The organism is Phascolarctobacterium succinatutens, from assembly GCF_023497905.1.
GTDB lineage: Bacteria > Bacillota > Negativicutes > Acidaminococcales > Acidaminococcaceae > Phascolarctobacterium_A > Phascolarctobacterium_A succinatutens.
The window spans coordinates 1,894,940-1,920,387 of the sequence record NZ_CP097284.1 but is presented as its reverse complement, the minus strand read 5'-3'; the positions used below and the strand labels follow the sequence as shown (position 1 = coordinate 1,920,387).

28 protein-coding genes and 1 pseudogene are annotated in these 25,448 nt (G+C 40.4%); 22 read left to right on the top strand and 7 right to left on the bottom strand.

Going from position 1 to position 25,448, the window contains the following annotated elements; all coding sequences use genetic code 11:
• Positions 1-13 precede the first annotated feature (13 nt).
• The 4 genes and pseudogenes from M5E81_RS09210 to M5E81_RS09195 all read left to right on the top strand — a co-directional run.
• Complete coding sequence (locus M5E81_RS09210; RefSeq protein ID WP_249747339.1) at positions 14-988, top strand: hypothetical protein; 975 nt, start codon at positions 14-16, stop codon at positions 986-988.
• Between the two features lie 14 nt (positions 989-1,002).
• Positions 1,003-2,205 (top strand): ATP-grasp domain-containing protein, encoded by a 1,203-nt coding sequence (locus M5E81_RS09205; protein WP_249747338.1) that lies wholly within the window; start codon positions 1,003-1,005, stop codon positions 2,203-2,205.
• 13 nt (positions 2,206-2,218) lie between these two features.
• Positions 2,219-2,740, top strand: a complete 522-nt coding sequence (locus M5E81_RS09200; RefSeq protein WP_249747337.1) for a hypothetical protein — start codon at positions 2,219-2,221, stop codon at positions 2,738-2,740.
• Positions 2,715-3,203, top strand: a pseudogene (locus M5E81_RS09195) (sugar-transfer associated ATP-grasp domain-containing protein); the annotation flags it as partial. The gene M5E81_RS09200 and the pseudogene M5E81_RS09195, both read left to right, overlap by 26 nt.
• Positions 3,204-3,297: 94 nt before the next feature.
• On the opposite strand, the gene lnu(C) reads toward M5E81_RS09195, so the two are convergent.
• Both lnu(C) and M5E81_RS09185 read right to left on the bottom strand, forming a co-directional pair.
• Positions 3,298-3,792 (bottom strand): lincosamide nucleotidyltransferase Lnu(C), encoded by a 495-nt coding sequence (gene lnu(C) / locus M5E81_RS09190; protein WP_019543803.1) that lies wholly within the window; start codon positions 3,790-3,792, stop codon positions 3,298-3,300.
• A 23-nt stretch (positions 3,793-3,815) separates the two neighbouring features.
• Positions 3,816-4,853, bottom strand: coding sequence for an IS1595-like element ISSag10 family transposase (locus M5E81_RS09185; protein ID WP_002837184.1), 1,038 nt, complete (start codon positions 4,851-4,853; stop codon positions 3,816-3,818).
• A gap of 198 nt (positions 4,854-5,051) precedes the next feature.
• On the opposite strand from M5E81_RS09185, the gene M5E81_RS09180 reads away from it, so the two are divergent.
• From M5E81_RS09180 to rfbB, 8 genes are all read left to right on the top strand, one after another.
• On the top strand, positions 5,052-6,026 hold the full coding sequence (locus tag M5E81_RS09180; protein ID WP_249747336.1) for a hypothetical protein: 975 nt from the start codon (positions 5,052-5,054) through the stop codon (positions 6,024-6,026).
• The gene (locus M5E81_RS09175; protein ID WP_249747335.1) at positions 6,010-6,483 is read left to right on the top strand and encodes an ATP-grasp domain-containing protein; all 474 of its coding nucleotides are present in this window, start codon (positions 6,010-6,012) and stop codon (positions 6,481-6,483) included. The genes M5E81_RS09180 and M5E81_RS09175 overlap by 17 nt, the downstream gene beginning before the upstream one ends.
• A 25-nt stretch (positions 6,484-6,508) precedes the next feature.
• On the top strand, positions 6,509-7,168 hold the full coding sequence (locus M5E81_RS09170; protein WP_249747334.1) for an ATP-grasp domain-containing protein: 660 nt from the start codon (positions 6,509-6,511) through the stop codon (positions 7,166-7,168).
• A gap of 14 nt (positions 7,169-7,182) precedes the next feature.
• Positions 7,183-8,301, top strand: coding sequence for a DegT/DnrJ/EryC1/StrS family aminotransferase (locus M5E81_RS09165; protein ID WP_249747333.1), 1,119 nt, complete (start codon positions 7,183-7,185; stop codon positions 8,299-8,301).
• A gap of 84 nt (positions 8,302-8,385) precedes the next feature.
• On the top strand, positions 8,386-9,264 hold the full coding sequence (gene rfbA, locus M5E81_RS09160; protein WP_249747332.1) for a glucose-1-phosphate thymidylyltransferase RfbA: 879 nt from the start codon (positions 8,386-8,388) through the stop codon (positions 9,262-9,264).
• 15 nt (positions 9,265-9,279) lie between these two features.
• On the top strand, positions 9,280-9,825 hold the full coding sequence (gene rfbC / locus M5E81_RS09155; RefSeq protein WP_249747331.1) for a dTDP-4-dehydrorhamnose 3,5-epimerase: 546 nt from the start codon (positions 9,280-9,282) through the stop codon (positions 9,823-9,825).
• Positions 9,826-9,876: 51 nt separating this feature from the next.
• Positions 9,877-10,773, top strand: coding sequence for a dTDP-4-dehydrorhamnose reductase (gene rfbD, locus M5E81_RS09150; protein ID WP_249747330.1), 897 nt, complete (start codon positions 9,877-9,879; stop codon positions 10,771-10,773).
• A 4-nt stretch (positions 10,774-10,777) separates the two neighbouring features.
• Positions 10,778-11,797 (top strand): dTDP-glucose 4,6-dehydratase, encoded by a 1,020-nt coding sequence (gene rfbB / locus M5E81_RS09145; protein WP_249747329.1) that lies wholly within the window; start codon positions 10,778-10,780, stop codon positions 11,795-11,797.
• Positions 11,798-11,830: 33 nt separating this feature from the next.
• On the opposite strand, the gene M5E81_RS09140 is transcribed toward rfbB, so the two are convergent.
• A complete protein-coding gene (locus M5E81_RS09140; RefSeq protein ID WP_249747328.1) occupies positions 11,831-13,609 on the bottom strand; it encodes a phosphoethanolamine transferase in 1,779 nt (592 codons plus the stop codon).
• 341 nt (positions 13,610-13,950) lie between these two features.
• Between M5E81_RS09140 and M5E81_RS09135 the strand changes: the two genes are divergently transcribed.
• The 3 genes from M5E81_RS09135 (at position 13,951) to M5E81_RS09125 (ending at position 16,425) form a co-directional block, all read left to right on the top strand.
• Positions 13,951-14,337 (top strand): GNAT family N-acetyltransferase, encoded by a 387-nt coding sequence (locus M5E81_RS09135; RefSeq protein WP_249747327.1) that lies wholly within the window; start codon positions 13,951-13,953, stop codon positions 14,335-14,337.
• 5 nt (positions 14,338-14,342) lie between these two features.
• Positions 14,343-14,960 (top strand): GNAT family N-acetyltransferase, encoded by a 618-nt coding sequence (locus M5E81_RS09130; protein WP_249747326.1) that lies wholly within the window; start codon positions 14,343-14,345, stop codon positions 14,958-14,960.
• A gap of 265 nt (positions 14,961-15,225) precedes the next feature.
• The gene (locus M5E81_RS09125) at positions 15,226-16,425 is read left to right on the top strand and encodes an IS256 family transposase (RefSeq protein WP_249747325.1); all 1,200 of its coding nucleotides are present in this window, start codon (positions 15,226-15,228) and stop codon (positions 16,423-16,425) included.
• A 226-nt stretch (positions 16,426-16,651) separates the two neighbouring features.
• Here the strand turns inward: M5E81_RS09125 and M5E81_RS09120 are convergent, their stop codons facing one another.
• From M5E81_RS09120 to M5E81_RS09105, 4 genes are all read right to left on the bottom strand, one after another.
• Positions 16,652-16,891 (bottom strand): DUF2442 domain-containing protein, encoded by a 240-nt coding sequence (locus M5E81_RS09120; RefSeq protein WP_009145637.1) that lies wholly within the window; start codon positions 16,889-16,891, stop codon positions 16,652-16,654.
• Positions 16,892-17,012: 121 nt separating this feature from the next.
• Positions 17,013-17,267 carry a DUF2442 domain-containing protein gene (locus M5E81_RS09115; protein WP_009145633.1) on the bottom strand — a complete coding sequence of 85 codons (255 nt, stop codon included), beginning with the start codon at positions 17,265-17,267 and terminating at the stop codon, positions 17,013-17,015.
• 17 nt (positions 17,268-17,284) lie between these two features.
• Positions 17,285-17,545, bottom strand: coding sequence for a DUF4160 domain-containing protein (locus M5E81_RS09110; RefSeq protein ID WP_009145634.1), 261 nt, complete (start codon positions 17,543-17,545; stop codon positions 17,285-17,287).
• Between the two features lie 432 nt (positions 17,546-17,977).
• Positions 17,978-18,823: a PD-(D/E)XK nuclease family transposase gene (locus M5E81_RS09105; protein ID WP_249747324.1), complete on the bottom strand. Its 846-nt coding sequence runs from the start codon at positions 18,821-18,823 to the stop codon at positions 17,978-17,980.
• Positions 18,824-19,574: 751 nt separating this feature from the next.
• On the opposite strand from M5E81_RS09105, the gene M5E81_RS09100 reads away from it, so the two are divergent.
• From M5E81_RS09100 to M5E81_RS09070, 7 genes are all read left to right on the top strand, one after another.
• Positions 19,575-20,585 carry a homoserine O-succinyltransferase gene (locus tag M5E81_RS09100; protein ID WP_249747323.1) on the top strand — a complete coding sequence of 337 codons (1,011 nt, stop codon included), beginning with the start codon at positions 19,575-19,577 and terminating at the stop codon, positions 20,583-20,585.
• Between the two features lie 33 nt (positions 20,586-20,618).
• Positions 20,619-21,908: an O-acetylhomoserine aminocarboxypropyltransferase/cysteine synthase family protein gene (locus M5E81_RS09095; protein WP_249747322.1), complete on the top strand. Its 1,290-nt coding sequence runs from the start codon at positions 20,619-20,621 to the stop codon at positions 21,906-21,908.
• Positions 21,909-22,097: 189 nt separating this feature from the next.
• Positions 22,098-22,451 (top strand): DRTGG domain-containing protein, encoded by a 354-nt coding sequence (locus M5E81_RS09090; protein WP_345740544.1) that lies wholly within the window; start codon positions 22,098-22,100, stop codon positions 22,449-22,451.
• Positions 22,452-22,457: 6 nt separating this feature from the next.
• Positions 22,458-22,901, top strand: a complete 444-nt coding sequence (locus tag M5E81_RS09085) for an ATP-binding protein (RefSeq protein WP_009145643.1) — start codon at positions 22,458-22,460, stop codon at positions 22,899-22,901.
• Between the two features lie 28 nt (positions 22,902-22,929).
• Positions 22,930-24,309: a [Fe-Fe] hydrogenase large subunit C-terminal domain-containing protein gene (locus M5E81_RS09080; protein ID WP_249747320.1), complete on the top strand. Its 1,380-nt coding sequence runs from the start codon at positions 22,930-22,932 to the stop codon at positions 24,307-24,309.
• Complete coding sequence (locus tag M5E81_RS09075; RefSeq protein WP_009145645.1) at positions 24,299-24,652, top strand: hypothetical protein; 354 nt, start codon at positions 24,299-24,301, stop codon at positions 24,650-24,652. Before M5E81_RS09080 ends, M5E81_RS09075 begins: the two co-directional genes overlap by 11 nt.
• Before the next feature lie 3 nt (positions 24,653-24,655).
• Entirely contained in the window at positions 24,656-25,426 is a 771-nt protein-coding gene (locus M5E81_RS09070) for a PHP domain-containing protein (RefSeq protein WP_249747319.1), read from the top strand.
• Positions 25,427-25,448: the final 22 nt, after the last annotated feature.

Below are 25,448 nucleotides of genomic sequence, written 5' to 3'. Positions count from 1 at the left end.
GGGGATTTAGTTAATGTCTAAAGATAATAATAGGAACAAATTAAAGTATGTTATAGTTTCTCCTAGAAATAATGGTGGTGGAGCTATAGTATTACATGCATTATGTAAATATCTTAATGATTTAGGGTATGAAGCAGAGATGTTTTATTCTGGTTATTTTAGTAAACCTGGTAGCTTCTTTTTCTGGTATAAGTGGATAATGTTTACGGTTAAAGACTTATGGAAATTGGCTTCAGCACCGTTATTGGCAAAAATGTTTAAAAGGTATTACTTTAATTATATCGATGTACCAATCAGGGGCTTGCCAAGAAAATATTTGCCTTGGGTTGATGATAATACAATAGTGGTATATCCAGAGATAGCTAAAGGAAACTTTTTAAAGGCTAAGAATGTTGTAAGATGGCTATTATACCATCATACATACAAGGATGGAGAATATAACAAGGAAAAGGATCTGTTTGTATGTTATAGACATGTATTTAATGATCATAAGCTTAATCCAAAAGAAATTACGCTTTGCTGTCCATATTTTAATCTTGATTTATACAAACGAACGAATTTTGGAGAGAGGAGTGCAACCTGTTATATCGTAAGAAAAGGTCGCAATAGAAGCGATTTGCCTGCATCGCTTGATGGAATTATAATTGATGATCTGCTGGAGCAAGAAAAGGTTGAGGTATTTAATAAATGTAAGTACTGTATTAGTTTTGATACAGAGACGGCTTATTCGAGGATTGCTGCATTGTGTGGCTGTATATCAATAATTGTTCCTGAACCAGGAAAAAGTGTATCCTATTATCGCAATGAGTATAATAAAAGATATGGCATTGCCATAGGATTTACTGATACAGAAATTGATTATGCAAAAAGTACCATTGGATTATTGCAAAAAGAGCACGAAAAAATGAATGAAACGTCTAAAAATAGTGTCAAGGATTTTACGGAATATTGTTGTAAACATTTTGATAATAAATTAGGAAAAGATTAATAAAGGTGATTATTATGAAGAAAATCTTACTTTTAGGTGGCTCCGCGCAGCAGGTTATAGCTATAAAAACTGCCAAGCGTTTAGGGTATTACACAGTATTGTGCGATTATCTTCCGGATAATCCCGGTCAATACGCAGCAGACAAATACTACAATGTCAGCACAACGGATGTTGAGGCTGTGTATAAGGTTGCCATGGATGAAAAGGTGGATGGCATACTTGCTTACGCTTCTGATCCTGCAGCTTTGCCAGCGGCTATAGTTGCAGAACGTCTTGGCTTACCCTCGAATCCGTCTGCATCTGTTGCTGTTTTGGGTGTAAAGCATAATTTTAGAAAGTTTTTGAGTGAGAACGCCTTTGCTTGTCCTAGAAATTTTACCTTTAATGTTGGTGCGGATATCGAAGAAGTAAAAGAAAAAATTCAAGAGCTGGATTTCCCGATTGTTGTAAAGCCAACAGATTCATCTGGATCTAAAGGCGTTACTGTTTTAAAGTCCGCTGAAGGACTTAATGCTGCAATAGCATGGGCTGAAAGCTATTCTCGCAATAAGATTCTTATTGTGGAAGAATTTATTGAAAGTAACTTCCCCGCTGTAATTGGCGGCGATATTTTTGTTTGGGATGGTCAGATAATTTTATATGGTGAAATGAGCTGTTTACGTGGTAATCATGGTAATGGTTTAGTACCAATAGGCGAAAGATATCCAGGTGGTATGAATGAGAAGCAGATAAATAATATACATACTGAACTGCAGCGTCTTATCACAGCTTTAGATATAAGATTTGGAGAATTGAATATAGAAATTCTCTTGGATAAAGAAGATAACGTACACTTCTTGGAAGTTGGCCCTCGTGCTGGTGGCAATATGATACCGATTCAATTATCAGATATTTTTGGTATTGATTTAGTAGAAGCTAATGTTTTGGCTGCTATGGGTAAAAAACCTTCGATAAATCAACAAAAGAAAAAAGGATATTTCGTTACCTATGTGCTTCATAGTTATCAGAATGGTAAATTTGATGGGGTTTTTATTTCTGATTTAATTATAGATAATGTTTATCGTAAAGAAATTTATAAAGAAAAAGGGGATTTGGTTGAGACTTTTGATGGGGCAGGAAAGGCTATTGGCATATTGTTTTTACGTTTTGATACAGAAATGGAATTAAATTTGTTTTGCGCTAATACAGAAAAGCTGGTATCGATTTCTTTGATGTAGAGGAGGTACGAAAATGACATTAAGAAGAATTTATACTAATTATTTGAAGATACGTTGGAAAATGAAAAGGGATGGAGCTAGACTACTTAGTGAAGAGTTTTTGCAAGACTACAAAAATCATATTGGTTCATTTTTTTCTGTTATGAAAATACATAATAAAGGTTTTTCTTGGGAAGATTGGAATATAAATGATTTTGGTAGAAAAAAATATGATAAGTATTTAAAAACTACGGAATACTACGCTATGCATCCATTGAATGGCCAATATAGTCATTGGATTGATGATAAGTTGATTTTGAAATATTTATGCGTTGGAACAAGCCTTGACAAATATATGCCTAAATATTACTTCCAGATAGATTCTTTTGGTAATGTATTGGGTTTATCTGATTATCAAGAGAAAGGAAAGCTTTCGATTGATGAACTTATAACCTTCTTAGAAAATACTGGGGAGTTAGCATTTAAGCGAGTAGCTGGTTCTTTAGGCGAAGGATTCTACAAAGGTGTGTATGTGGGGGGGGACATACATGCTTAACGATAAGGTTTTGACTAGAAAAGAATTAAAGCTTGAGCTGCAGAAGTTTCGTGATTATTTAATTACGGAGTATCTGCATCCACATAAAGATATGGTGCCATTTTGTTCTGATACGGTGAATACTATAAGGTATTTAGTTGGCAAGAAGTCAAACGGAGAGATAAGCTTGATAAAGAGCTTTATTCGTTTTGGTACTATAAAGTCAGGCTTCGTTGAAAACTACAATGCTGGTGGTGTTCTTTGTTATATAAATGATAACGGTGTTTTCGAAAAAGGAAACTTATATGATTTTGAGCTGATGAAAAATATAATAATTACTCATCATCCAGATACAGGAACGGAATTAAAAGGGATAATACCTCTTTGGAATGGAATACAAAAAGCTTCTGCAGATTTTTGTGAGCACTTTCCTCAATTAAATTACTTGGGATTTGATTTTGTAGTTACAAGTAAAAATGAAGTGAAAATTTTAGAAAGGCTATGTCACAACAAACAGTTGATAAATAGCCATTTTTATAGGGGAGTATCAGAACTCCCCTACAAACTGTTATTTGCAGTTATCTATACTCATTTGGAATTTCGATATGAAGTGTCTCACACAATAACTTCACATCATGTGCATCATTTTCATCAAACTCGTATCCCAGATGGAACATTACTTGACTATATGGTTCAATACAGGAAACCTCTATTTCCTCAATTCTTCCTTTACCCGAAAAAGTTTCTACCGGAAAACAATCCCCATCATAAAGAATTTCACCTTCGTCCGTATATTCAAAACAATGCAAATCAATAATTCTGTTTTTCAAATCTTCCCATACAGTATGGTTCAATGTTGTATATTCCATCTTAATCTCATAAAAGCCATTAGCTTTCATTATTTCTATAAAGTTCTGATAATCGTTCTTTTCTACAAAAATGTCAATATCATTATGGGCTCTTGACTGATATCCAAGAAGAGCATCTACACCCCATCCACCATCAAGAAAGACTTTAATCTCCGCATCTATTGCAAATTGAAGAATCTGTTTTACATCTGTTATATTGACCATCTTATCATCTCCACAAATTCTAATTAGGCGACCAGAGGAACTGCTGGTCTGTTTGATAAATCTCTGCATTTAGCAGTTTTCAATGTTGCCAAAACAAAAGTTAAGAAGATGTTCCTTTTCTCCATGTCGCTTTCTTTGGCGTAATTTACAAGGTTATTCCACACAAGATAGTTGTTCAGATACTTGGTAGAAACACCGTTAAAGCCACGCATAAACCTCTTTAGCTGGCTATGGTAGCTATTGATATGTTGGATATTATAAATGCCTTTCTTGGCTTTGCCAGTCTTTAACTGCACAAGGTCAATGCCATTGGCATTTGTAAATCTCACATAGGAGTTCATCTTGTCCGTAACAAGAGTGGAATTGGTCTTAATCCTACCATCATAAATATGATGTAAATCTCTTGTAGAAACTCTACCAGTATTCGTAATCTTGGAGATAGACAAGCCATTCCTATTAACCGCACAAGGAACACATACCTTTTCTTGGGACAAGCCTCTGATATGTGTAGAATGACCACGCTTATGAGCCTTGCGTGGCATAGCAAATGTCTTACTCTTGCTATGATTGCCCTTGTACGAGATGGCGAAAAAAGTTTCGTCAGCCTCAATAATGCCGTCAAGGGTAACATCGTCTGCCATATTCTGAAGTGCATCCAAAATCTTGTGTCTCCAAAGGAATGCGGTGTTTCTGTGAATCCCACAAGCAACAGCAGTCTTACGAATGGATAAGCCATTCATCATACAATCAATGTACTGCTCCCACACGGACAAGTCTTTTCTTGTACCAGACACAATGGAGTTCGTAGCAATCACGAAGGACTTGCCACAATCCTTACATACATATCGCTGTGTGCCATCTTTACGATGACCATTGCGAACCACATGGATACAGCCACAAAGAGGGCATACACGACCATTTGCAAAGCGTTCCTTTGCTACGAAATCTTCAATATTCAAAGACTTTACAAAGGCAGGACTTAAAAGCATTGTTTTAAGGCTTTCCTGCTCTGCGACAGTCAACTTACCGATAATATCTAATGCGTCTTTGATAGTAGGCATATCCAATTACCTCCTTCGGTGGTACTGTTTCTTACTATTATTATACGCTATTTCTCGTCAAAAATCAACCATTTGTTGTGACAGAGCCTTTAGAAATTAACTCTTTGACATCATTAGATTCTCTACAGTTAGCAGGCTCTATTTTGGATAGTAAAAATGGAAGCTTTTACAAGGATAGGATGAAAGAAAGGCTTGTGAATGCTGATGCGTGAATATGGTGGATACATAGAGTTTGAATTATTTCATGGGGTCTTGCTGCATGAAAAAGCAATAGCCTTGAACTGTGGACGCAGTGCGTTGGCATATCTTTGCGAAGCAAAGCATATCAAAAAGCTGTATATACCATACTTTCTTTGTTCTTCTGTGATGGATTTATGTGACAGAGTTGGTGTTAAGTATGAGTATTACCATATTACTGAGAGCTTTATGCCAATTTTTGAGCAAAAGCTTGCTGAAGATGAATACCTCTATATCGTAAATTTTTATGGACAGCTAAGTAATGAAGCTATTAGTGAATTAAAGCAGGTACATGACAGAATAATTGTTGACAATGCACAGAGCTATTATCAAATGCCTGTAGAGAATGTTGATACGCTTTATACATGCCGTAAATTTTTTGGCGTTGCTGATGGCGCATTTCTTTATACAGACACCTTTCTTGAACGAGAACTCCCTTTAGATGAATCGTTCGAACGAATGAATTTTTTACTGGGACGTTATGAACGCAGTGCAAATGAGTTTTATGGCGAGTATGTAGCGAATAACAAGTTATTTGCGCATGAGCCTGTAAAGCGAATGTCTAAATTGACGCATAACCTCTTACGTGGAATAGATTACGATGCTGTTGCTAAGAAGAGAGAAGCCAACTTTAAATTTTTGCGAGATGCTTTTAGTGATGTCAATAAGTTAAAGTTAACTGTTCCGTATGGTGCTTTTATGTATCCCTTGCTGATTAATAATGGTATGAGGATACGTAAGCAATTACAGCAGATGAAAATTTATATTCCGACTTTATGGCCTAACGTTTTGGATGAGTGTGAGTCTGATACATTGGAATATCAATTTGCAGAAGATATTTTGCCTATACCTGTTGACCAGAGATATGGTGTTGAGGATATGGAGTATTTAGTAGAGAAGATACAAATGGAGGGCAATTATGGGAGCAACTATTAAAATAGCCATTATAGGAGCCGGCTATATGGCGAGAATTTTTTCAGACAATGCTCATCAACTAGGTATTGAGACGCATTGTTTTGCATGGGAAAAGGGAGCAGTTGCAGCAGATTTTGTAGACTATTTTTATCCAATATCTATATTTGAGAAAGATCAAATATTAGAACTATGTAAGGAAATAGAAATAACTGGCGTTGTTGCAACGACCGAATTAACAATACCAATTGCAGCATATATCGCTGAAAAATTAAATTTAAATGGTATCTCTTATGATGATGCTCAAAAGATAACTAATAAGTATCGAAACCGAATGTGTACTTTAGATGTTCAGAATTTAAACCAGCCGAGATTTGCGTTAGTATCTACTAAAAATGATATATTTAAATTAAATTTCAAATTACCTTTTGTATTAAAGCCAAGTAATTTGGGGGGGGAAAAGAGGCGTTTCAGTTGTTAATAATTTAGATGAATTAGATTTAGCAATGGAATATACATTTCAAAATGTAAATGATAGCACATGTTTAATCGAAGAATATTTGGATGGTGGGATTGAATATTCTGTAGAGAGTTTAACATATCGTGGAACAAGTTATATAATACAAATTACTGAAAAAATTAGTTCTGGACCTCCGCATTGTGTGGAATTAGGACATAGTCAACCAGCTTGTATTTCTAAAGTTTTAAAGAAGAAAATTATAGAAACGATTAGTGAAGCTTTAGAGAAAATAGGGGTTGTTAATGGACCTTGCCATACGGAAATTAAAATTATAAAAGATGAAATTTATTTAATTGAGTTTAATGCTAGACCAGGTGGAGATCATATAGCGTGGCCATTGGTAGATTTAAGTACAGGTTTTCATTATATACAAGCAGCAATAAAAATAGCTTGTAATGATTTTACTGGAGTTGATTATAAAAAATTAAAGCAAAGATATGCTGGGGTAAGATTTGTTACTGAGCAAACTTCATATCTTAAGCCATTGTTCGATGTTTGCGAAAAATTTGAATGGTGCTATAAGAAGAATGAAATAAATGAAGATTTGACTTGCTTAAAAAATAATAATGGCTATAATACTAACTATTTTATATATGCTTCAGATAAACCAGTTGATATAGATAAAATAAATGATGATATTAGTTGATAATATGAGGTGAAATGATTGTGGCAACCAATATTCTCGTAACTCGTTCTTCAATGCCTAGTCTTGAAGAATACGTAAATGAAATAAAAGACATTTGGCAGTCGCATTGGCTGACCAACATGGGCGTAAAGCATCAGCAACTGCAGAAGAATTTAATTGACTACATGGGCGTAGAAAAGTTGGATCTTGTGGTTAATGGTCACTTGGCATTGGAGCTTTCTTTGCAGGCATTAAACCTGCAGGGCGAGGTTATCACTACCCCGTTCACCTTCGCTTCGACAACGCATGCTATCGTGCGCAATGGACTGAAGCCTGTGTTTTGCGATATTGATCCTGTGACCTATTGCATGGATGCAACAAAAATCGAAGCGCTGATTAATGACCATACCTGTGCAATTATGCCAGTGCATGTCTACGGTCATATCTGCGATGTAGAAGAGATTGAGCGCATTGCCAACAAGTATGGCTTGAAGGTTATTTATGACGCAGCGCATGCCTTTGGTGTGAAGTACAATGGCCGCGGTATTGGCAGCTATGGTGATGTTTCCTGCTACAGCTTCCATGCTACAAAGGTGTTCAACTCTATAGAGGGCGGTTGCGTATGTCATCATGATGATGAGTTTGGCAGAAAGTTGTACGAACTGAAAAATTTTGGTATTCATGGACCGGAAAGCGTTGAAGCAGTTGGCGCTAATGCGAAAATGAATGAGTTCTGTGCTGCAATGGGTTTATGTAATCTGCGTCACGTAGATGGTGAGATTGCCAAACGTAAGGCAGTAGTAGAACGCTATAGAAGTCATTTGGAAGACGTTGAAGGTTTGCAGCTTAGTCCCATACAAGAGGGTGTACAGCCTAACTATGCTTATTTCCCTGTTATTTTTGATGAAAAGGTATTTTGCGCAAGCCGTAATGAAGTATTCGATGCTTTGGCAAAGATTGGTGTAGGCGCGCGCAAGTATTTCTATCCGCTGACCAGCAGTTTTGACTGTTTCCATGGCCAATTTGATGTTATGGAAACTCCTGTTGCCGTGCATATCAGCAAACGTGTTCTGACGTTGCCGCTGTATGCTGATTTGGCGCTGGAGGATGTTGACAGAATTTGTGAAGTTGTCTTGAGATGTGGAAATAAATAATATTGATATACAAACGATGTAGCTTTTTAATTTTAGGTAAGTAACGCAGTAATCGTATGACTAGATAGAAGGAGAGGAACAAACATGAAAGGAATAATTCTCGCCGGAGGTTCCGGCACACGTTTATATCCAATTACCATGGTAACAAGCAAGCAGCTGTTGCCTATCTATGACAAGCCGATGATTTTTTATCCGCTGTCTACATTGATGCTTGCAGGCATCAAAGATATCTTGATCATCTCAACGCCGCAGGATCTGCCGAATTTTGAACGCCTTTTAGGCGATGGCAGCAGATACGGTATTAATCTTAGCTATAAGGTTCAGCCTTCTCCAGATGGTTTGGCGCAGGCTTTTATCTTGGGTGAAGAATTCATTGCAGGCGATAAGTGCGCGATGATTTTGGGTGACAATATTTTCTATGGTGCAGGTATGACGCAACATTTGAAAAAGGCTGTTGCCAATGCTGAAGGTGCAACTGTTTTCGGTTACTATGTTAATGATCCTGAACGCTTTGGTGTTGTAGAGTTTGATGCTGATGGTAAGGCTATTTCGCTTGAAGAAAAACCTGCGCAGCCTAAGAGCAATTATGCTGTTACAGGCTTATATTTCTATGATGAAAAGGTTTGCGAATATGCAAAGAGCTTAAAACCTTCTGCTCGTGGAGAGTTGGAAATAACAGATTTAAACAGAATCTATCTGGAAAATGATAAACTTTCAGTTGTAACCTTAGGTAGAGGATATGCTTGGCTTGATACCGGTACTGTAGCAAGTCTTAATGAGGCTGCAGAGTTTGTTAAGGCTGTGCAGGAAAATGCCGGTATACCTATTGCTGTATTAGAGGAGATTTCTTACCAAAACGGTTGGATTAATAAAGAGCAATTACTCGAAGCGGCAAAGGCTTATGGTAAATCTCCGTATGGACAGTATTTGCAGAAGGTTGCAGACGGTAAGATTATTTATTAAGAAAGTGTGAAGCATATGCAATTTGAAAAAACTAAGTTAGACGGCGTTGTTATTATTACACCGGATGTTTTTGGTGATAACCGAGGCTTTTTTATGGAAAGCTGGAGCCAGAGGAAAATGGAAGAGGCTGGTTTGTTTTATAATTTCGTGCAGGATAACCACTCCTTGAGCAGTAAAAAAGGTGTTTTGCGTGGTATTCACTTCCAAAAGGGAAATAAAGCACAGGCCAAGCTTGTGCGTTGTGTGCGTGGCGCTGTACTTGATGTAGCGGTTGATTTGCGTCATGAAAGTCCAACCTATAAGCAATGGGTAGCGGTAGAACTGAGTGCTGAGAATAAAAAACAGCTTATGATTCCGCGTGGCTTTGGTCATGGCTTTGTAACCTTAACTGATGAAGTAGAATTTTTATATAAAGCAGATAATTATTATGCGCCTGAAGCTGATGGCGGTATTCGTTGGAATGACCCTGAAATCGGCGTTGATTGGGGCATTGATAATCCTATTCTTTCTGAGAAGGATAAAAAAAATCCTTTTTTGAAGGAATTAGGCGAAGTATTTTAAGAAAAGAGTAGTTGATTTGTAATCAGCAGGTCGTATAATGAGGTTGATGTAATGAAGGTTTTTGTAACAGGGGTTGGCGGTCAGCTTGGCTATGATGTAATGAATGAATTAGTTAAGCGTAATTACGAGGTCATAGGTAGCGATATACTGGAGAAAGAAAATATCTCTTTACCCTATACATATATTCAATTAGATATAACTGACAAAGATGCTGTAGTGAACGTCATAAAATATGTTCAGCCAGATGCAGTTATCCATTGTGCTGCATGGACTGCAGTTGATGTTGCCGAAGAAGAGCAAAACAAAGCAAAAGTATTTGCTATTAATGTAGATGGTACAAGAAATATAGCAGAAGCATGTAAAAAGTTTGATTGCAAAATGATTTATATTAGTACTGACTATGTCTTTAATGGTCAGGGAGAAGAGCCATGGCAAGCAGACTGCAAAGATTATGCACCGTTGAATGTTTATGGAGAAAGCAAGCTGCAGGGTGAATTAGCGGTAGCAGAACTATTGAAGAAGTATTTTATTGTACGTATTGCTTGGGTGTTTGGTAAAAACGGTAATAACTTTATCAAAACGATGCTCAATGTTGGCAAAAAATATGACACTTTAAGAGTAGTTAATGATCAGATTGGTACCCCTACATACACCTTTGATTTAGCGCGCTTATTAGTTGATATGATAGAAACTGATAAATATGGTTATTATCATGCAACTAATGAAGGCGGATATATATCATGGTATGATTTCGCTTGTGAAATTTTTAAGCAGGCTGGATATGCAACTAAGGTTATTCCTGTAACTACTGAAGAATATGGCTTGAGTAAAGCGCAAAGACCTTTTAATAGCAGATTAGATAAGAGTAAGTTAATTAGTAAAAATTTTAATCCATTGCCTGAGTGGACGGATGCTTTAGCAAGATATTTAAAAGAAATCGAGGTATAAATACATGAACATTATCGTAACTGGTGGCGCCGGCTTTATTGGCAGCAACTTTATCTTTCATATGCTGAAAAAATATCCAGATTATCGCATTATTTGTCTGGATAAGCTGACCTATGCAGGTAATCTTTCAACATTAGAGCCTGTAATGGATAATCCCAACTTCCGCTTTGTCAAGGCTGACATCTGCGACAGAGCTGCTGTGAATAAGCTTTTCGAAGAAGAGACGCCTGATATCGTGGTAAACTTTGCTGCGGAGTCGCATGTTGACCGCTCTATTGAAGATCCCGGCATCTTTTTACAGACGAACATTATGGGCACAGCAACCTTGATGGATGCATGCCGTAAGTATGGTATAAAGCGCTATCATCAGGTTTCTACAGATGAGGTGTACGGTGATTTGCCTCTTGACATACCTGACCTGTTCTTTACGGAAGAAACTCCTATTCATACCAGCAGTCCGTACTCTTCTTCTAAAGCTGGCGCAGACCTGCTCGTAATGGCTTATCACAGAACCTACGGCCTGCCAGTGACTATCTCTCGCTGTAGTAATAACTACGGTCCGTATCACTTCCCTGAAAAGCTGATTCCGCTGATGATTGCGAACGCTTTGGCAGATAAACCGCTGCCGGTGTATGGTGAAGGCCTGAATGTACGCGATTGGCTTTATGTTGAAGATCACTGCAAGGCTATTGACTTGATTATTCATAAGGGCAGAGTAGGCGAGGTATATAATATCGGCGGTCATAATGAGATGCGCAATATTGATATCGTGAAGCTGATTTGTAAAGAATTAGGCAAGCCGGAGAGCTTGATTACACATGTAACCGACCGCAAAGGCCATGATATGCGTTATGCAATCGATCCGACGAAGATTCATAATGAACTAGGCTGGTTGCCGGAGACAAAGTTTGCTGATGGCATTAAAAAGACCATTAAATGGTATCTTGAGAACCAGAAGTGGTGGAAGGATATCATTAATGGCGAGTATCAGAATTATTATGAGAAGATGTATGGGAATAGGTAAAAAAGAGGCCAGCATAGCTGACCTCCTTGCTTGTTATATTTTCGATTGTCCACAATTAGTTCTTAAATCTTCACGGTTATACTTAAATTTTTCGGATGCAAGGGAATTGGCTTCGTCAAAACGATTCGATTTAATATCAAATATGCTGCATAGTAGCTCATAGGCTAAGTCATTAGTCCAATAAAGGTTTGCGTGTTTCTTTAGAGTATCATATACTTCTTTGTGCTGTGCTATATATTCGTCTGCAAAATAAGTGAAAAACGGGATTCTTACGCTTGCCAGACCTTCAAAGTTTGGCGAGCGTCTTTTGTCTGGAACAGTAGCATGATCAGAAAAATAGACCATTGCCTGCAAGTTCAGCTTATCCTTAGCATAGTTAAAAATTTGCTCAAGCACATAGTCTGTATAAGCTATAGAGTCAGCATAATTAACTTCTAACTCATATTTACCGGGAGTGCCAAACTTGGTGAAGCTTTCAGGGAAGCGGTTAAGGAAATTGAAATGATTACCTTTTAAATGTACAATGAGGAAATTATTTTTCTCCGGATCCAATTCATCAAGGTAAGGCAGAAGAGATTCGTCATATTGAACCTGGTTAAGCTCCTGCTTAGTCCATTTGGCAACATCTGCTGTATTGGCAATTAAAGTAACAGGTGTATCAGCGCAACCAAGATGTCCCTGATTGCTATACCAATGAACTTTATATCCTGCCGCATGGGCTATATCAATAATAGAGCAGGATTCATAAAACTTTTTATCATTATATTGGTTTATTTCTGTCATAGCATTAGAAACTGCAGTAACAGTATGTGGCAAAATGGAGAATGCATTAGGAAAAAGAATAAAATTTTTGCTTTGCGCCATCTTGTTGAGCCAGGGCGTAGTATCAAATTTGTAATCTTTGTTGAAGGCCTTCATATAGTCGCGTGATGCAGATTCGCCGATAACCAAAAGAATAGTGTGCGGTTTATCAGTCTTGTTCAATAATGTAACCTGTAATTCACTGATGCGTTCCTGCATATTTTGGCTATATTGAAGATTAGTGGCCAGATATTCCTTGACATCTAAATAAAATTCTACAATAGCTGTGCGAATAAAAACGCCATGCTTTTTCTTCCAAAGATAGGTAGATAAAAAGATTGCTATAGCAGCAATTATTGCCAGATTAATGATGGGAGTATCTTTGGTGATTAGCATTTCGTGATAATTTACGAAGAGTGTAGCGGCTGTGACAAAAATGCTGCTCAAGCAAGTAATGAGGTTAAGCATGATAGGCATGGATTTAATATATTCGATAATTTCGTTATAGTGAGTTTCCTGAATCATTTCCATACCGTTTTCGTTGATACAGGCTTTGTAAAGACCATAGTAAATTAGTTGTGCTACAGTAATAGAAAGCATAATTAATTCTGCAACAGTAATAAGGATAGTGGCAGGAATAGCAAGCCAGCTAATCTGTTGCATGATAATTCCCAAAGAAGAAATCCAGGCGATGAAATAAAGGCCGAAGACTGCTTCAAAGTGAAATTCAAAGTCAGAAGATACCTTGTGATTGCTGATGAAGTAAAGAGTTGGGTATGTAACAATCCAAAGAATAGCTATAATCGTTGGGATGACGAATAAAGGTGAGGTTAAGGGTAAGCCGGCTAAAGCAGCAGGCAGCACCGATAAAATGGCACAGGGGATAAAACGTCGCAGTTGCAGATATGTAGCTTTATTGCCTAATCCGTGTGAAATCTTAAGATAGTAAATATAGGAAAACAGGTAAAAGATGACAGCGGTTATAATATATGTTGCATCAATGTAGCTCATAATATCAAGACTCCTTTACAGACCAATATTCGTTTAGTTTGAAATATACTTATCATAGCAGAAAACTACTAGTGAGTCAATTTTCATAAGATCTATGCTAATATAGATGTGCTTAGATTTGTCGAAATGCTTGAGTATTGTTCACGCTATGCAATTATGTAAGAATACTATTGAAAATCTATAAGGCACAAGAAGAACTTTGAGGCTTTGATTTACTCAAAGCCTGCTTAATGTTATAATATAAGCAGTTTGAAAGTAGTATGGTGCATTTTATGTTTATAAAGGCTTTAAACTGGCATTTAGCAATACCATGTAAAGTTGATTTTAGGAGTGAATAAGATATGATGACAATGTATAAGTGGGATAGTCCTGCTTTGAAGCAAATTTGGCAAAAATTGTATGCGGATAATCCCTACTTATTTCCGTATTCTTCATGGGAATATAATGAGCAGATATACAAGTATATGAAAGTAAAGCCATCTTCTATGTTTCAAAAGAACTTTTTTTGCGTATATGAAGAAGAGAAAAAGCCTTTGGTGTTGTTCCCATTATATTTGAAGAAAAATAAGCTACGTCTTTTTGGCGAAAATATAAGTGGTGCAGGCCATCTTGATTTGTTATATGATGCAGCAATTACGACAAAGCAATTTGAGAATGCTTTTTCCGAATTGAAGAGCATGTTTCCCGGCAAAACGTTGGAATTACGTATGATTTTTTTAATTTTTTAAAAGGTATGGCTGAAGCCGGTGCAGCTGCTGTTTTCCCGGTAAAAGCAGAGGAAGAGCGTGTATGCGTAAAAGTTCCTTTCAATGATAATTATGAAGAATATGAAAAAGGTTTATCACGCAACGCGCGTTCTAACCTACATAAAGCATATAGCAAGGTTCGTAGGAATGAGCTTGATATGAGTCTTAAGGTTATCCAAGGACCGTTTACAGATAAAGCGTTATTGTCTGAGGCTATGAAGATATATACAAAACGTGAGTCGGAACGAAAAAATCGCCGTATGGATTTTATTCCATATATTAAGCATCGCTATTTCTCCGCTTTAGTATGGGCTATGAAAAATATGGCTTCACATTATACGTTTTGTTTCTTCTTAAATAACAGATTAGTAGCATTTATGACAGGCTTTGCTACAAACTACAATGAAATAGTTTTTCCTTATGTAGCTATTGATAGCAAATATGGATCCTATGCTCCTGGAAAATTGATGATTGGTGAAAGTATAAAATATTTACAGGAGCATACATTGATTAGAGGACTTGATTTATCGCGTGGAGATGAGCGATATAAATTAGAAATGGGTGGTGTACGTCATTACAATTATAGATTTGAAATCCAATTGTAATAACTTTTGATTTTATACGAAACCTAATTACTTAAGGTAACAAGGAAATAGTAGACAGAAAAAGCGCTTGCCGGATGGCAGGCGCTTTTTTGGTAGCAAGAGCCTACAGCTCCTTAGCTAACAGATCCTTAAAGTATTGACGTTCTTCGGGTGGAGTTTGATAACGTATAATAAGTTGCGCAAATTCAATTCAAAAAGATAGACATAGAGACTACCTTTGCTTACAATTAAGTTACCACACAAAACATGAAAGAAGGTAGAATCTATGTCTGGTAACATTATACAATTAAACGAGCAATTTATCCACAACGAATTGAAAACTATTGTAAAAAATAGTGTAGAAGAAACTCTCAATGCTCTTTTGGATGCAGAAGCTGACAAACTTGTACAAGCTGAACGCTACGCACGTGAGCAAACAAGAAAAGGTTATCGCGCCGGTCATTACGAAAGATCATTCTCTACTCAAGCTGGTGACGTTACTTTAAAAGTGCCTAAATTAAAAGGTCTTACTTTTGAGTCTGCTATTATTCAGCGCTACCAAAGACGTGAATGCTCCGTAGAAGAAGCCTTGGTAGAAATGTATCTTGCCGGCGTTTCTATGCGTCGTGTTGAAAGTATTACAGAGATTCTCTGGGGACAGAAGGTTTCAGCCGGAACCATTAGCAATCTGAATCAAAAATGCTTTGCTCAAATTGAAGAATGGCGCTCCAGGAAGCTTACAGAAAAGTACCCCTATGTCTTTGTAGACGGTATTTTCCTAAAAAGATGTTGGGGAGGTTCCTTTGAAAACGCCTCTGTATTAGTTGCTATTGGCGTCACAGAAGACGGATACAGAGAAGTTATAGGTACAGCCGAGGGCCTCAAAGAAGATACTGAAAGCTGGAAAAATTTCTTTGTATGGCTGAAAAGCCGTGGCTTAGATGGCGTAAAACTTATAATTGGCGATAAAAATTTAGGCATGGTAGAAAGCATAGGTGAAGTGTTTCCAAATGCCAGATACCAACGCTGCACGGTGCATATGTACCGTAATATATTCTCTGTAGTACCACGTAAAACTGTCAAGGAAGTTGCCAAGATGCTCAAAGCAATTCATGCTCAGGAGAATAAAGCAGCAGCTAAAGAAAAGGCAAAATCAGTAATTTCCAGATTACGTGAGATGAAACTTAACAAGGCTGCAGACAAACTAGAAAATGGTTTAGAGGAAACCTTGACCTATATGGATTTTCCGTCAGAGCATTGGCTACGTATACGTACCAATAACGTTATTGAACGTGTAAACAGAGAAATAAAGCGTCGCACAAGAGTGATTGGCACGTTTCCTGATGGTGAATCAGCATTGATGCTTGTATGTGCAAGATTGCGTTATATAGCCAGCAATGATTGGGGCAAAAAACGTTACTTGAACATGAAACATCTAACAGATATGCTTGCCGAAGAACTGTATTGTGAAGCAAAAATATCTTAAAAACAGCTAACTTAATAAGCAAAGGTATCTAAAGCAGAAGCTAGTTGATATTTAACGGTGAAGTGCACTAACCGTTAAACTTATATAACTAAACTTCTGCTAGGATGTCTGAAGAAATTTGCGCAAAACTATTGACAGTACCTGGAGTTTTTAAATTATCCATAGTTGTGAGTCCCTCTTTTAGTGGTACGGCAGATGCCAGTGCTTTTTACTGCGTTGGTTGAAACTATACTGGCACGCTATTGTAATAAAGCTCGTCAGGACAAATATCCTGACCGTCAGGCCAGATGACAGTAAATCCGTCTGCCTTTGCTAAAGAAAAATAAGAAAAATCCTTGAGCCTGCTATACCATGAACCTTTGATATAAGGCTTTACGTCGAATATTTTAGTTTCACCATTATTGAAAATAACTTTTAGAGTATAATCCTTTTGTACAGTTACGCTGATAGCGGTTGGTCTAAGCATAATTTTCACCTCTAATAATAGTTAACGTAATGGTTCAATTTTAAAATAACCGTCACCGGCAGATAACAAAATCCAATTTGCGTTTAACTTATCTCTTACATGAGAAATTTTAAGTAGCAGCTTAAATAACCTGCAAAGGAAGGCTGCACTCGTATAAATATTCCGGTGCAATATCAATTTCATCGCTCCAGGCTACGGAGCCACAATCAGCTTTAGCTGTCAGGAAAAAACTGAGATTGTTCAATGGCTTGTAGATTGCTTTTGCAAGAAGTGGGCGAGCATCAAAAAGTTTTTTTTCGCCGCTGGCAAAGGTTAAAATCAGCGTATAATCCTTTTGCGGTTGTACGTTGGTAACTACCCATACTGGCGTTTTCATAATCGTGGTCACTCCTTTTAACGCAATGGTTCGATTTTGTATAAGGGTTCTTCGTTAATAGCCAGTTCCCAATTGGCTATTAGCTCATCTTTGTGAATTTCTGTCCAGGCTGCTATAAATTTAATCTGTCTTTTTGGCATATCTCCTTCAATTAGCTCACCATCAAAATTGAAGGTAGCATAATATCCTTGATATGATGCATGGAAATGAGGCGGATTGTGTTCACTGTTGTTGTACATCTTGATAATAATACCATAAAACATTGAAATGGCCGGCATACTGATTTCTCTCCTTTAATTATAATATTTGCTCCAGCAAAATACAACATAAGCTGCCAAACAAAAAAGCAGTACACATAGCATCCGAAAGTCCGGATACCATAAGTACTGCTAAATTACTACCGACGTAAGCCGATAGGCACTGCTTATTTTGTTGTAAATGTGAAGCTAAGCTAAGTATAAAGAAAAGGAAAAAACAAAGTCAAGAGAAAATTCTGAAAACAATAATAATGCTTATCATACAGGTGATACTGTGTGTGCTGAATTTTTGTGTACTGCAGTAAGCTTTCAATCTGCCGTATATGAAAAAAATCAGGACCGGATAGCGGTCCTGGTATAAAAATATAAGCTACAGCCAACTAATGGATTTTCTGGCGTCAGCAAATCGACATTGTCCTTTTGTGACAGGCCTGTTTTTTAGGTAGGCGGAGCCTACTGCTCCTTAGCTAACAGGTCCTTAAAGTACTGACGTTCTTCGGGCGGAGTTTTTAAAATATCCATGGCTTGGTCAATGGAGACATTCATTGTAGACATAAGATTTTTGATGCTTTCAGCTTTGCCTTCAGCCAAACCTTCAGCTCTTCCATCATTAATGCCAGCTTCATAAATTTGCTTGCTGAAATTATCCATAGTTGTGAGTCCCTCCTTTGTGGTTTTGAGATTATTAATGCATTGTGAAAGTTTTCCCTGGCTAAAATCATCTGCGGCGGCGGTAGAAAAATATTGCATAAGTTGTGCAATATCGCTGCTATCGTTAACCTCTGCGTTGATATAGCACATATGCAGGCCATCGTTGTAAGGAGTAGTGGTATCGCCTAAAAACTTTAAAATAGGGTAGCAGGTTTTACCAAGCTTCCAGATATCTGTCTGGCTGATATAAAAAATGTGCAGTTCGGGTACAGATGCATAAGTTTGATCACCTTTAAAAAAGTATTCATTGATGATAGTTGATGCGTAATAAAGCATCCGTTTTTCGTGTGCAATACCACCATCTGCCTTCTGAATTTCAATTTCATAAAGCTTGTTGTTGGCATCTTCAGCGAGTACATCCATAATGATGTTGTGCGAGGAGAGCTTGCTGATGACATATTGCGTTTTGTTCTTTTTGATTACCAGTGTTTTGATACCGGTAAGGATACGCAGAATGTGCTCACAGGCCTCTTTGTCCTCTAAAACAGCTCTGGCAAGCAAGTCGTTGAACAAGGTCATGCCTAAGATGTGCTTTTGCAGCTCTTCCTGTGTCAGCAGGAGACTGCTTTCGGATAGTTTTTTGGTCATAGTTTCCTCCTTTAATTATAATATTTGCTCCGGCAAAATACAACATAAGCTGCCAAACAAAAAAGCAGTACACATAGCATCCGAAAGTTCGGATACCATAGGTACTGCTAAATTACTACCGACGTAAGCCGATAGGCACTGCTTATTTTGTTGTAAATTTGAAGCTAAGCTAAGTATAAAGAAAAGGGAAAACAAAGTCAAGAGAAAATTCTAAAAATAACAAAAATAAAATCGGCCATACAATTGCTACTGTAGATGTCGGTGCTTTTTGCTACTACCAACATTTTCCTGCAATTTCTGTAACCTGCTTTACAAAATATACTCTATCTCCTTTTTTTACGAGAAAACTGCAACTTTTTGTTGACAATTACAAAGAATTACTGTATTATCATGTACATAACTTAATAACGGGCAATGAAGAGAAGAGTAAATGTACGAGCCTGGCAAAGAGAGCCTTCGTGATGGTGCAAGAGGGAGCAGGTGGTGACATTGAAGATGGTCTTGGAGCCGATGGGCTGAGATGCATGCATTTAGGCCGTCCGGGTGCACCCGTTACAGTGCTGGAGTATTAAAGGGTAAACAATCCCTGCGTACTTGATGAGGTCCGTGTGGTGACATATGGATGAATTAGGGTGGTATCACGAAGCAACGCTTTCGTCCCTGTATTTTTACAGGAACGGAAGCTTTTTTATTGCTCATCCTCCTGTAACAAGTCGAAAATCTAAGTTAGGAAATGTAGGAGGAACAAACAATGCCGATTAAAATCAATGACCATTTATCCGCTATCTGCCAACTGCAGGAGGAAGGAATTTTTACCATGACAGAGCAGCGTGCGACAACGCAGCGTATTCGTCCGCTGAAGGTGTGCGTGCTGAACCTGATGCCGCTGAAGAAGCCGACGGAAATTCAGCTGCTGCGCCTTTTGGGCAATTCTCCGCTGCAGATAGAGGTTGATTTCTGCCGTACTGTGAGCCGTGAAACTACGCATACCGATAATTCGTATCTTGACCGCGCTTATCTGGAATTTGACGATATCAAGGACCGCTATTACGATGCCTTCCTGATGACAGGTGCGCCTGTAGAAACCATTCCCTTTGAGGCTGTTGATTACTGGAAGGAAATCGAAGCTTATCTGGATTGGGCAGAATATCACTGCTATTCTACGATGACACTTTGTTGGGGCGCGCAGGCTGCCTTGTACCATTATTATGGTGTTAACAAGACGATTTTGCCGGCGAAAATGTTTGGCATCTTCCCCTATGGCCTGACAGTGAAGAATCATCCGCTGCTGCGTGGCTTTGATGACAGATACTTTATTCCGCAGTCACGCCATACTGCTGTTGATGATGATGCGATTGATGCCTGCAAGGCTCTGCAGGTGCTGTCCCGTTCGGTAGAAAACGGTATCAACATCTGTGCTACCAAAGATTTGCGCCGCATTTTCGTTTTAGGCCATTTTGAGTATGATCGCTATACCTTGGCTAATGAATATTTCCGCGATAAGAAAAAGAATTTGCCGATTGATTTGCCGGAGTTCTACTTCCCAGATGGCGATACAACGCAGGAACCGGTTTTTAAATGGCGCAGTTACGCGCATCTGTTCTATATGAACTGGCTGAACATTGTTTACCAGGATACGCCGTATGATTTGCAAGAGCTGGCACCGGCGAGCGGTAATAAGTTGGATAAGGCTTTGGGCGAATATAACAAAATTCTTTTGCAGCTGCAGCGCATGGGTGCAGCAATTCCTGCCAATCAATAATACAATGATAAATTGTTAAAGGAGCGATAGAAAATGAGTGATTTTAAAATCAATACCAAATGTTTAATAGGTGGTTATAAACCGGGCAACGGCGAACCGCGCCAGATTCCTATTATCCAATCCACTACATTTAAGTACGATACAAGCGAGGCGATGGGCAAGCTGTTCGACCTGGAGGCTACAGGCTATTTTTACTCCCGCCTGCAAAACCCGACCTGCGATTTCGTAGCAGCTAAGATTGCGGAGCTGGAGGGCGGCGCTGCAGCAATGCTCACTTCCTCCGGACAGGCAGCGAACTTCTTTGCCCTGTTCAACATCTGCGAGGCGGGCAGCCATATTGTTGCTTCTTCTTCGATTTACGGCGGCAGCTATAATCTGATTGATGTAACATTGGCAAAGATGGGTGTAACAGCGACCTTTGTTTCGCCCGATGCTACGGACGAGGAGCTGGACGCTGCTTTTCAGGACAACACCAAGGCAGTGTTTGGCGAAATTATTGCTAATCCTGCGCTGACGGTGCTGGATATTGAAAAATTTGCCAATGCAGCGCATCGTCATGGTGTGCCTTTGATCGTGGACAACACCTTCCCGACACCGATTAACTGCCGTCCGCTGGAATGGGGCGCAGACATCGTAACGCATTCGACCACGAAGTATATGGATGGACATGCTGCCTGCCTTGGCGGTGCGATTATCGACGGCGGCAAGTTCGACTGGCTGGCGCATGCCGACAAGTTCCCCGGTCTGTGCGCACCGGATGAATCCTATCACGGAATTACCTACGCCGAAAAGTTTGGCAAGGAGGGTGCGTTTATTACGAAGGCAACGGCGCAGCTGATGCGTGATTTCGGCGCTGTGCAATCACCGCAAAGCGCGTTCATTCTGAATCTTGGCCTGGAATCGCTGCATGTGCGTATGCCGCGCCATGTAGAAAACGCTCAGGCTATAGCGGAATTTTTGGAGCAGCAGCCGCAGGTGGAATATGTCAACTACCCCGGACTTCCATCCAATAAATACTATGCTTTGGCGCAAAAATATCTTGGCAACGGCGGCTGCGGCGTAGTTTCCTTCAACCTGAAGGGAGGACGCAAGGCGGCGGAAGAATTCATGAAGCGCTTGCAGCTTGCGGCAATCGAAACACATGTTGCCGACGCGCGTACCTGCTGCCTGAACCCGGCAACTACAACGCATCGTCAGATGACGGATGAGCAGCTGGCGGTGGCCGGTATTCCTGCAGGCTTGGTTCGTCTGTCCTGCGGTTTGGAGGATAAGGAAGATTTGCTGGCGGATTTGCAGCAGGCTTTGGCCGGCATTGCGGGTTAAAGCATGCAGCTTTTATAGTGAAGTTTGAAGGCTGGTCCTGTGGGCCGGTCTTCTTTTTTACATAGTTATGCTATACTATTTATTTACATCTTGCGTATTAAAGTGTACAATAAATGTAATCAAGTCTGGCAAAAAACAGATATTTTGCTTAGATAAAAGCTGTAATAAATGGAGGAAGGGGCTATGTGTATGGATTTGTATAATGTACAAAAGCTGCTGCAGGCCAAGGTTCTGACCGGCAGCGAGCTGATGCACCGCCAAATTGAGTCCTGCTGCGGCAGTGACATGATGAGCGATGTTCTGGCCTTTACCAAAAGCAATACCTTGCTGTGCACGGGACTGACTAATATGCAGGTAGTGCGCACCGCCGATATGACGGAGCTGAGCGCGCTGGTATTTGTGCGTGGAAAGGTGCCTGATGCTGATATTGTGGCAGCGGCGGCGGAAAACAATCTGCCGGTTCTGGCTACCGATTATACCTTATTTGAAGCCTGCGGCATTCTTTACGGAGCAGGTATCCGTGGCTGCAGCAAAAAGGAGTAAAGCAAAATGACAGACAGTAAATCAGTAAAATTAGCCTTTGACTGCGTTGGCGGAGATTTTGAGCGCGCAGGCGAAGCTTCTTCTAAAATAAAAAAGATGCTGCAGCGCCTGGGCATTCCGGCAGATATTGTGCGCCGTATTGCTATCGGCACCTATGAAGCGGAGATGAATGTTATCATTCACGCCGGCGGCGGCAATGTAGCGGCCGAGGTTTTCCCGGATGCTACGGTTATTACGGTAACCGACCACGGCCCCGGAATCCCTGATATCAATAAGGCCTTGCAGGAGGGCTGGTCTACTGCGCCTGATTATGTGCGTCAGATGGGCTTTGGCGCCGGCATGGGCCTGCCTAATATGGTAAAGTGCTCCGATAAGTTCGATATTCAGTCCAAGGTAGGTGAAGGAACCTGCATCACGATGCAGTTCAAGCACCAGAGCGAGGATTTGTAAGAGATTTTAGGAAACGAGGTGATACGCAATGGCTCCTCAACCAACAACATATTTCCATTCGGTGGAATTGCAGCGGAATAAATGTCAGGGCTGCGTATCCTGCGTCAAGCTGTGTCCGACAGAGGCCATCCGCGTACGCAACGGCAAGGCGGAGATTTTGGGAGACCGCTGCATTGACTGCGGTGCCTGTGCTGCAGGCTGTCCCTATCATGCCTTTAACGTAAAAACCGACACGCTGGAGGGCTTGGCAGATTATGCTTATAATATTGTGCTGCCTGCGCCTTCACTGTATGCGCAGTTCCCGGATAATATTCCGCTGGAAAGCATCTGGCAGGGCCTGCATAATATAGGCTTTGATGAAATTTTTGATGTTTCACTGGCTTCGGAGTATATCGCTCTGGAAATAGAAGAATATGTAAAAAAGAACAGCAACGGACGCAAGCCGTTGATTTCATCTACCTGCCCCGCAGTTATGCGCCTGATTCAGGTAAAGTTCCCTGAGCTGATTAAGCAGGTGGTGCCTGTACTGCCACCGGCAGAGGCTGCTGCGATTTACGTAAAGCATGAAGCGGCGGCGCGCAAGCAGCTGCCGAAGGAGCTGATAGGCGTATGGTTTATCTCGCCCTGTCCTTCCAAGGAAACTAATATCCGCCAGTCAGTAGATGTGCATCATACAGAGCTTACCGGCAGCTTCAGCCTGTCGGAGATTTACGGACTGCTGCTGAAGAATCTTGGCGGCACGCATGAGCTGAATGTGCGTACCGGTTCCTCTTACGGCATGGCCTGGGGAACCTACGGCGGCGAAATTGAAAGCGCCGGAATTACCAACGGTTTGGCAATTCACGGCATTGATAATGTGTATGACCTGTTGGAGCAGGTTTCTATGAATAAAATGCCGCAGCTTGATTATGTGGAATGCAGTGCCTGCAAAGGAGGCTGCCTTGGCGGTCTTTTGGCAGCAGAAAACAAGTTCGTGGCCGAATGTAACCTGCGCAGGCGTATCGCAAGCCTGCGGGAGCAGGAGCCGGCGGACAGGCGTGAGGCGATGGCGTGCACAATGGTGCTGGAGGATTTCCCTCATTCGGAGGCTTACCGCAAGAAGCTGGTGGCGCGTCCGATGATGCAGCTTGATGATGATATCATGGAAGCGATGAAAAAATTTGAGCGCATGGAAGAAGTGCTCTGTTCCTTGCCCGGTCTGGACTGCGGTGCCTGCGGCGCACCCAGCTGCCAGGGCTTGGCGGAGGATATCGTGCAGGGCAAGGCGCACGAGATAGATTGTATTTTTAAATTGCGTGCCAGTGTACATAAATTGTCACAGGGCATGCTGGAGCTGGCTAAGCAGATACCTATTTATCATGAGCCGGCAGAAATAAATAAAACGGAGGCAGACAACGATGAAGGTTAAAGAGATGATTGAGAAGCTTGATTTGAAGCTTCTGACTAAGGATGTAAGCGAGGACGCTTTATATGCAGAGGTAGAAGGCGGTTATGCTTCCGATTTACTGAGTAATGCTATGGGCCAGGGCCAGACCGGTATGGTTTGGGTAACTATGCAGGGACATCAGAATGTTGCTGCTGTTGCTTCACTGATTGGCTTTGCGGCAGTTATCGTAGCAGGCGACGGTCCGGTTGCGGAGGATACGCTGCATAAGGCAAATCTGAATGATGTTGTTGTTGCGGCAACCGAGGAGCCTGCTTTTGAGGTTATCGGCAAGCTGTATGAATTGGGTGTTGGCAAGAAGGACTAAGCAATGCGGACAGTTCTGGCGGATTTACATGTACATACGCTGCTTTCGCCCTGTGCTGAGGTAGAAATGACACCGCATCATATTGTGATGCGTGCCGCCGAGTATGGCATTGGCGCTGTTGCTATTACCGACCATAACGCCAGTGCCAACGTGCCGGCTGCGCTGGAGGCAGCGCAGCGCTACGGCGTGAAGGTATTTCCCGGTATGGAAGTGGAAAGCAGTGAAGAGGCGCATATTGTGGCGCTGTTTGATACGCTGGAGCAGCTGCAGAGATGGCAGCTGCTGGTTGATGAGCATATGAACGGTATGCTGAATGATGTCGAAAGTTTCGGCGCCCAGTATGTAGTAGATGCCGAGGACGAGTTTGTGCGTGAGGAGCAGCGTTTGCTGCACGCACCGCTGTCGTTGACAGCGGCGCAGATTGTGCAGCAGGTTACAGCTTTGGGCGGCCTTACCATTGCCGCTCACATTGACCGTCCTTCCTACAGCATTCTGGGACAGCTTGGTTTTATTGAGCCGGACTTCGGCTTTGCTGCTGCCGAAATTTCTGCAGCAGGCTGGCGTCGCAAGATGCAGTCGAAGCTGCAGCGTTTGGCAGGTTATCTGCCGTTTGTTACGAATTCCGATGCACATAATATTTATGATTTTGTACAGGGACCGAAAAATTTACTACAGGTGGAGGAATTAACGATAGCAGAGCTGAAATTGGCCTTGGCAGGTAAAGGGATGCGAGCTGTCCTTGCAGGACAATTTTCAGACTTTTGCAAAGAATAATATAAATAGAGTATGCTATATG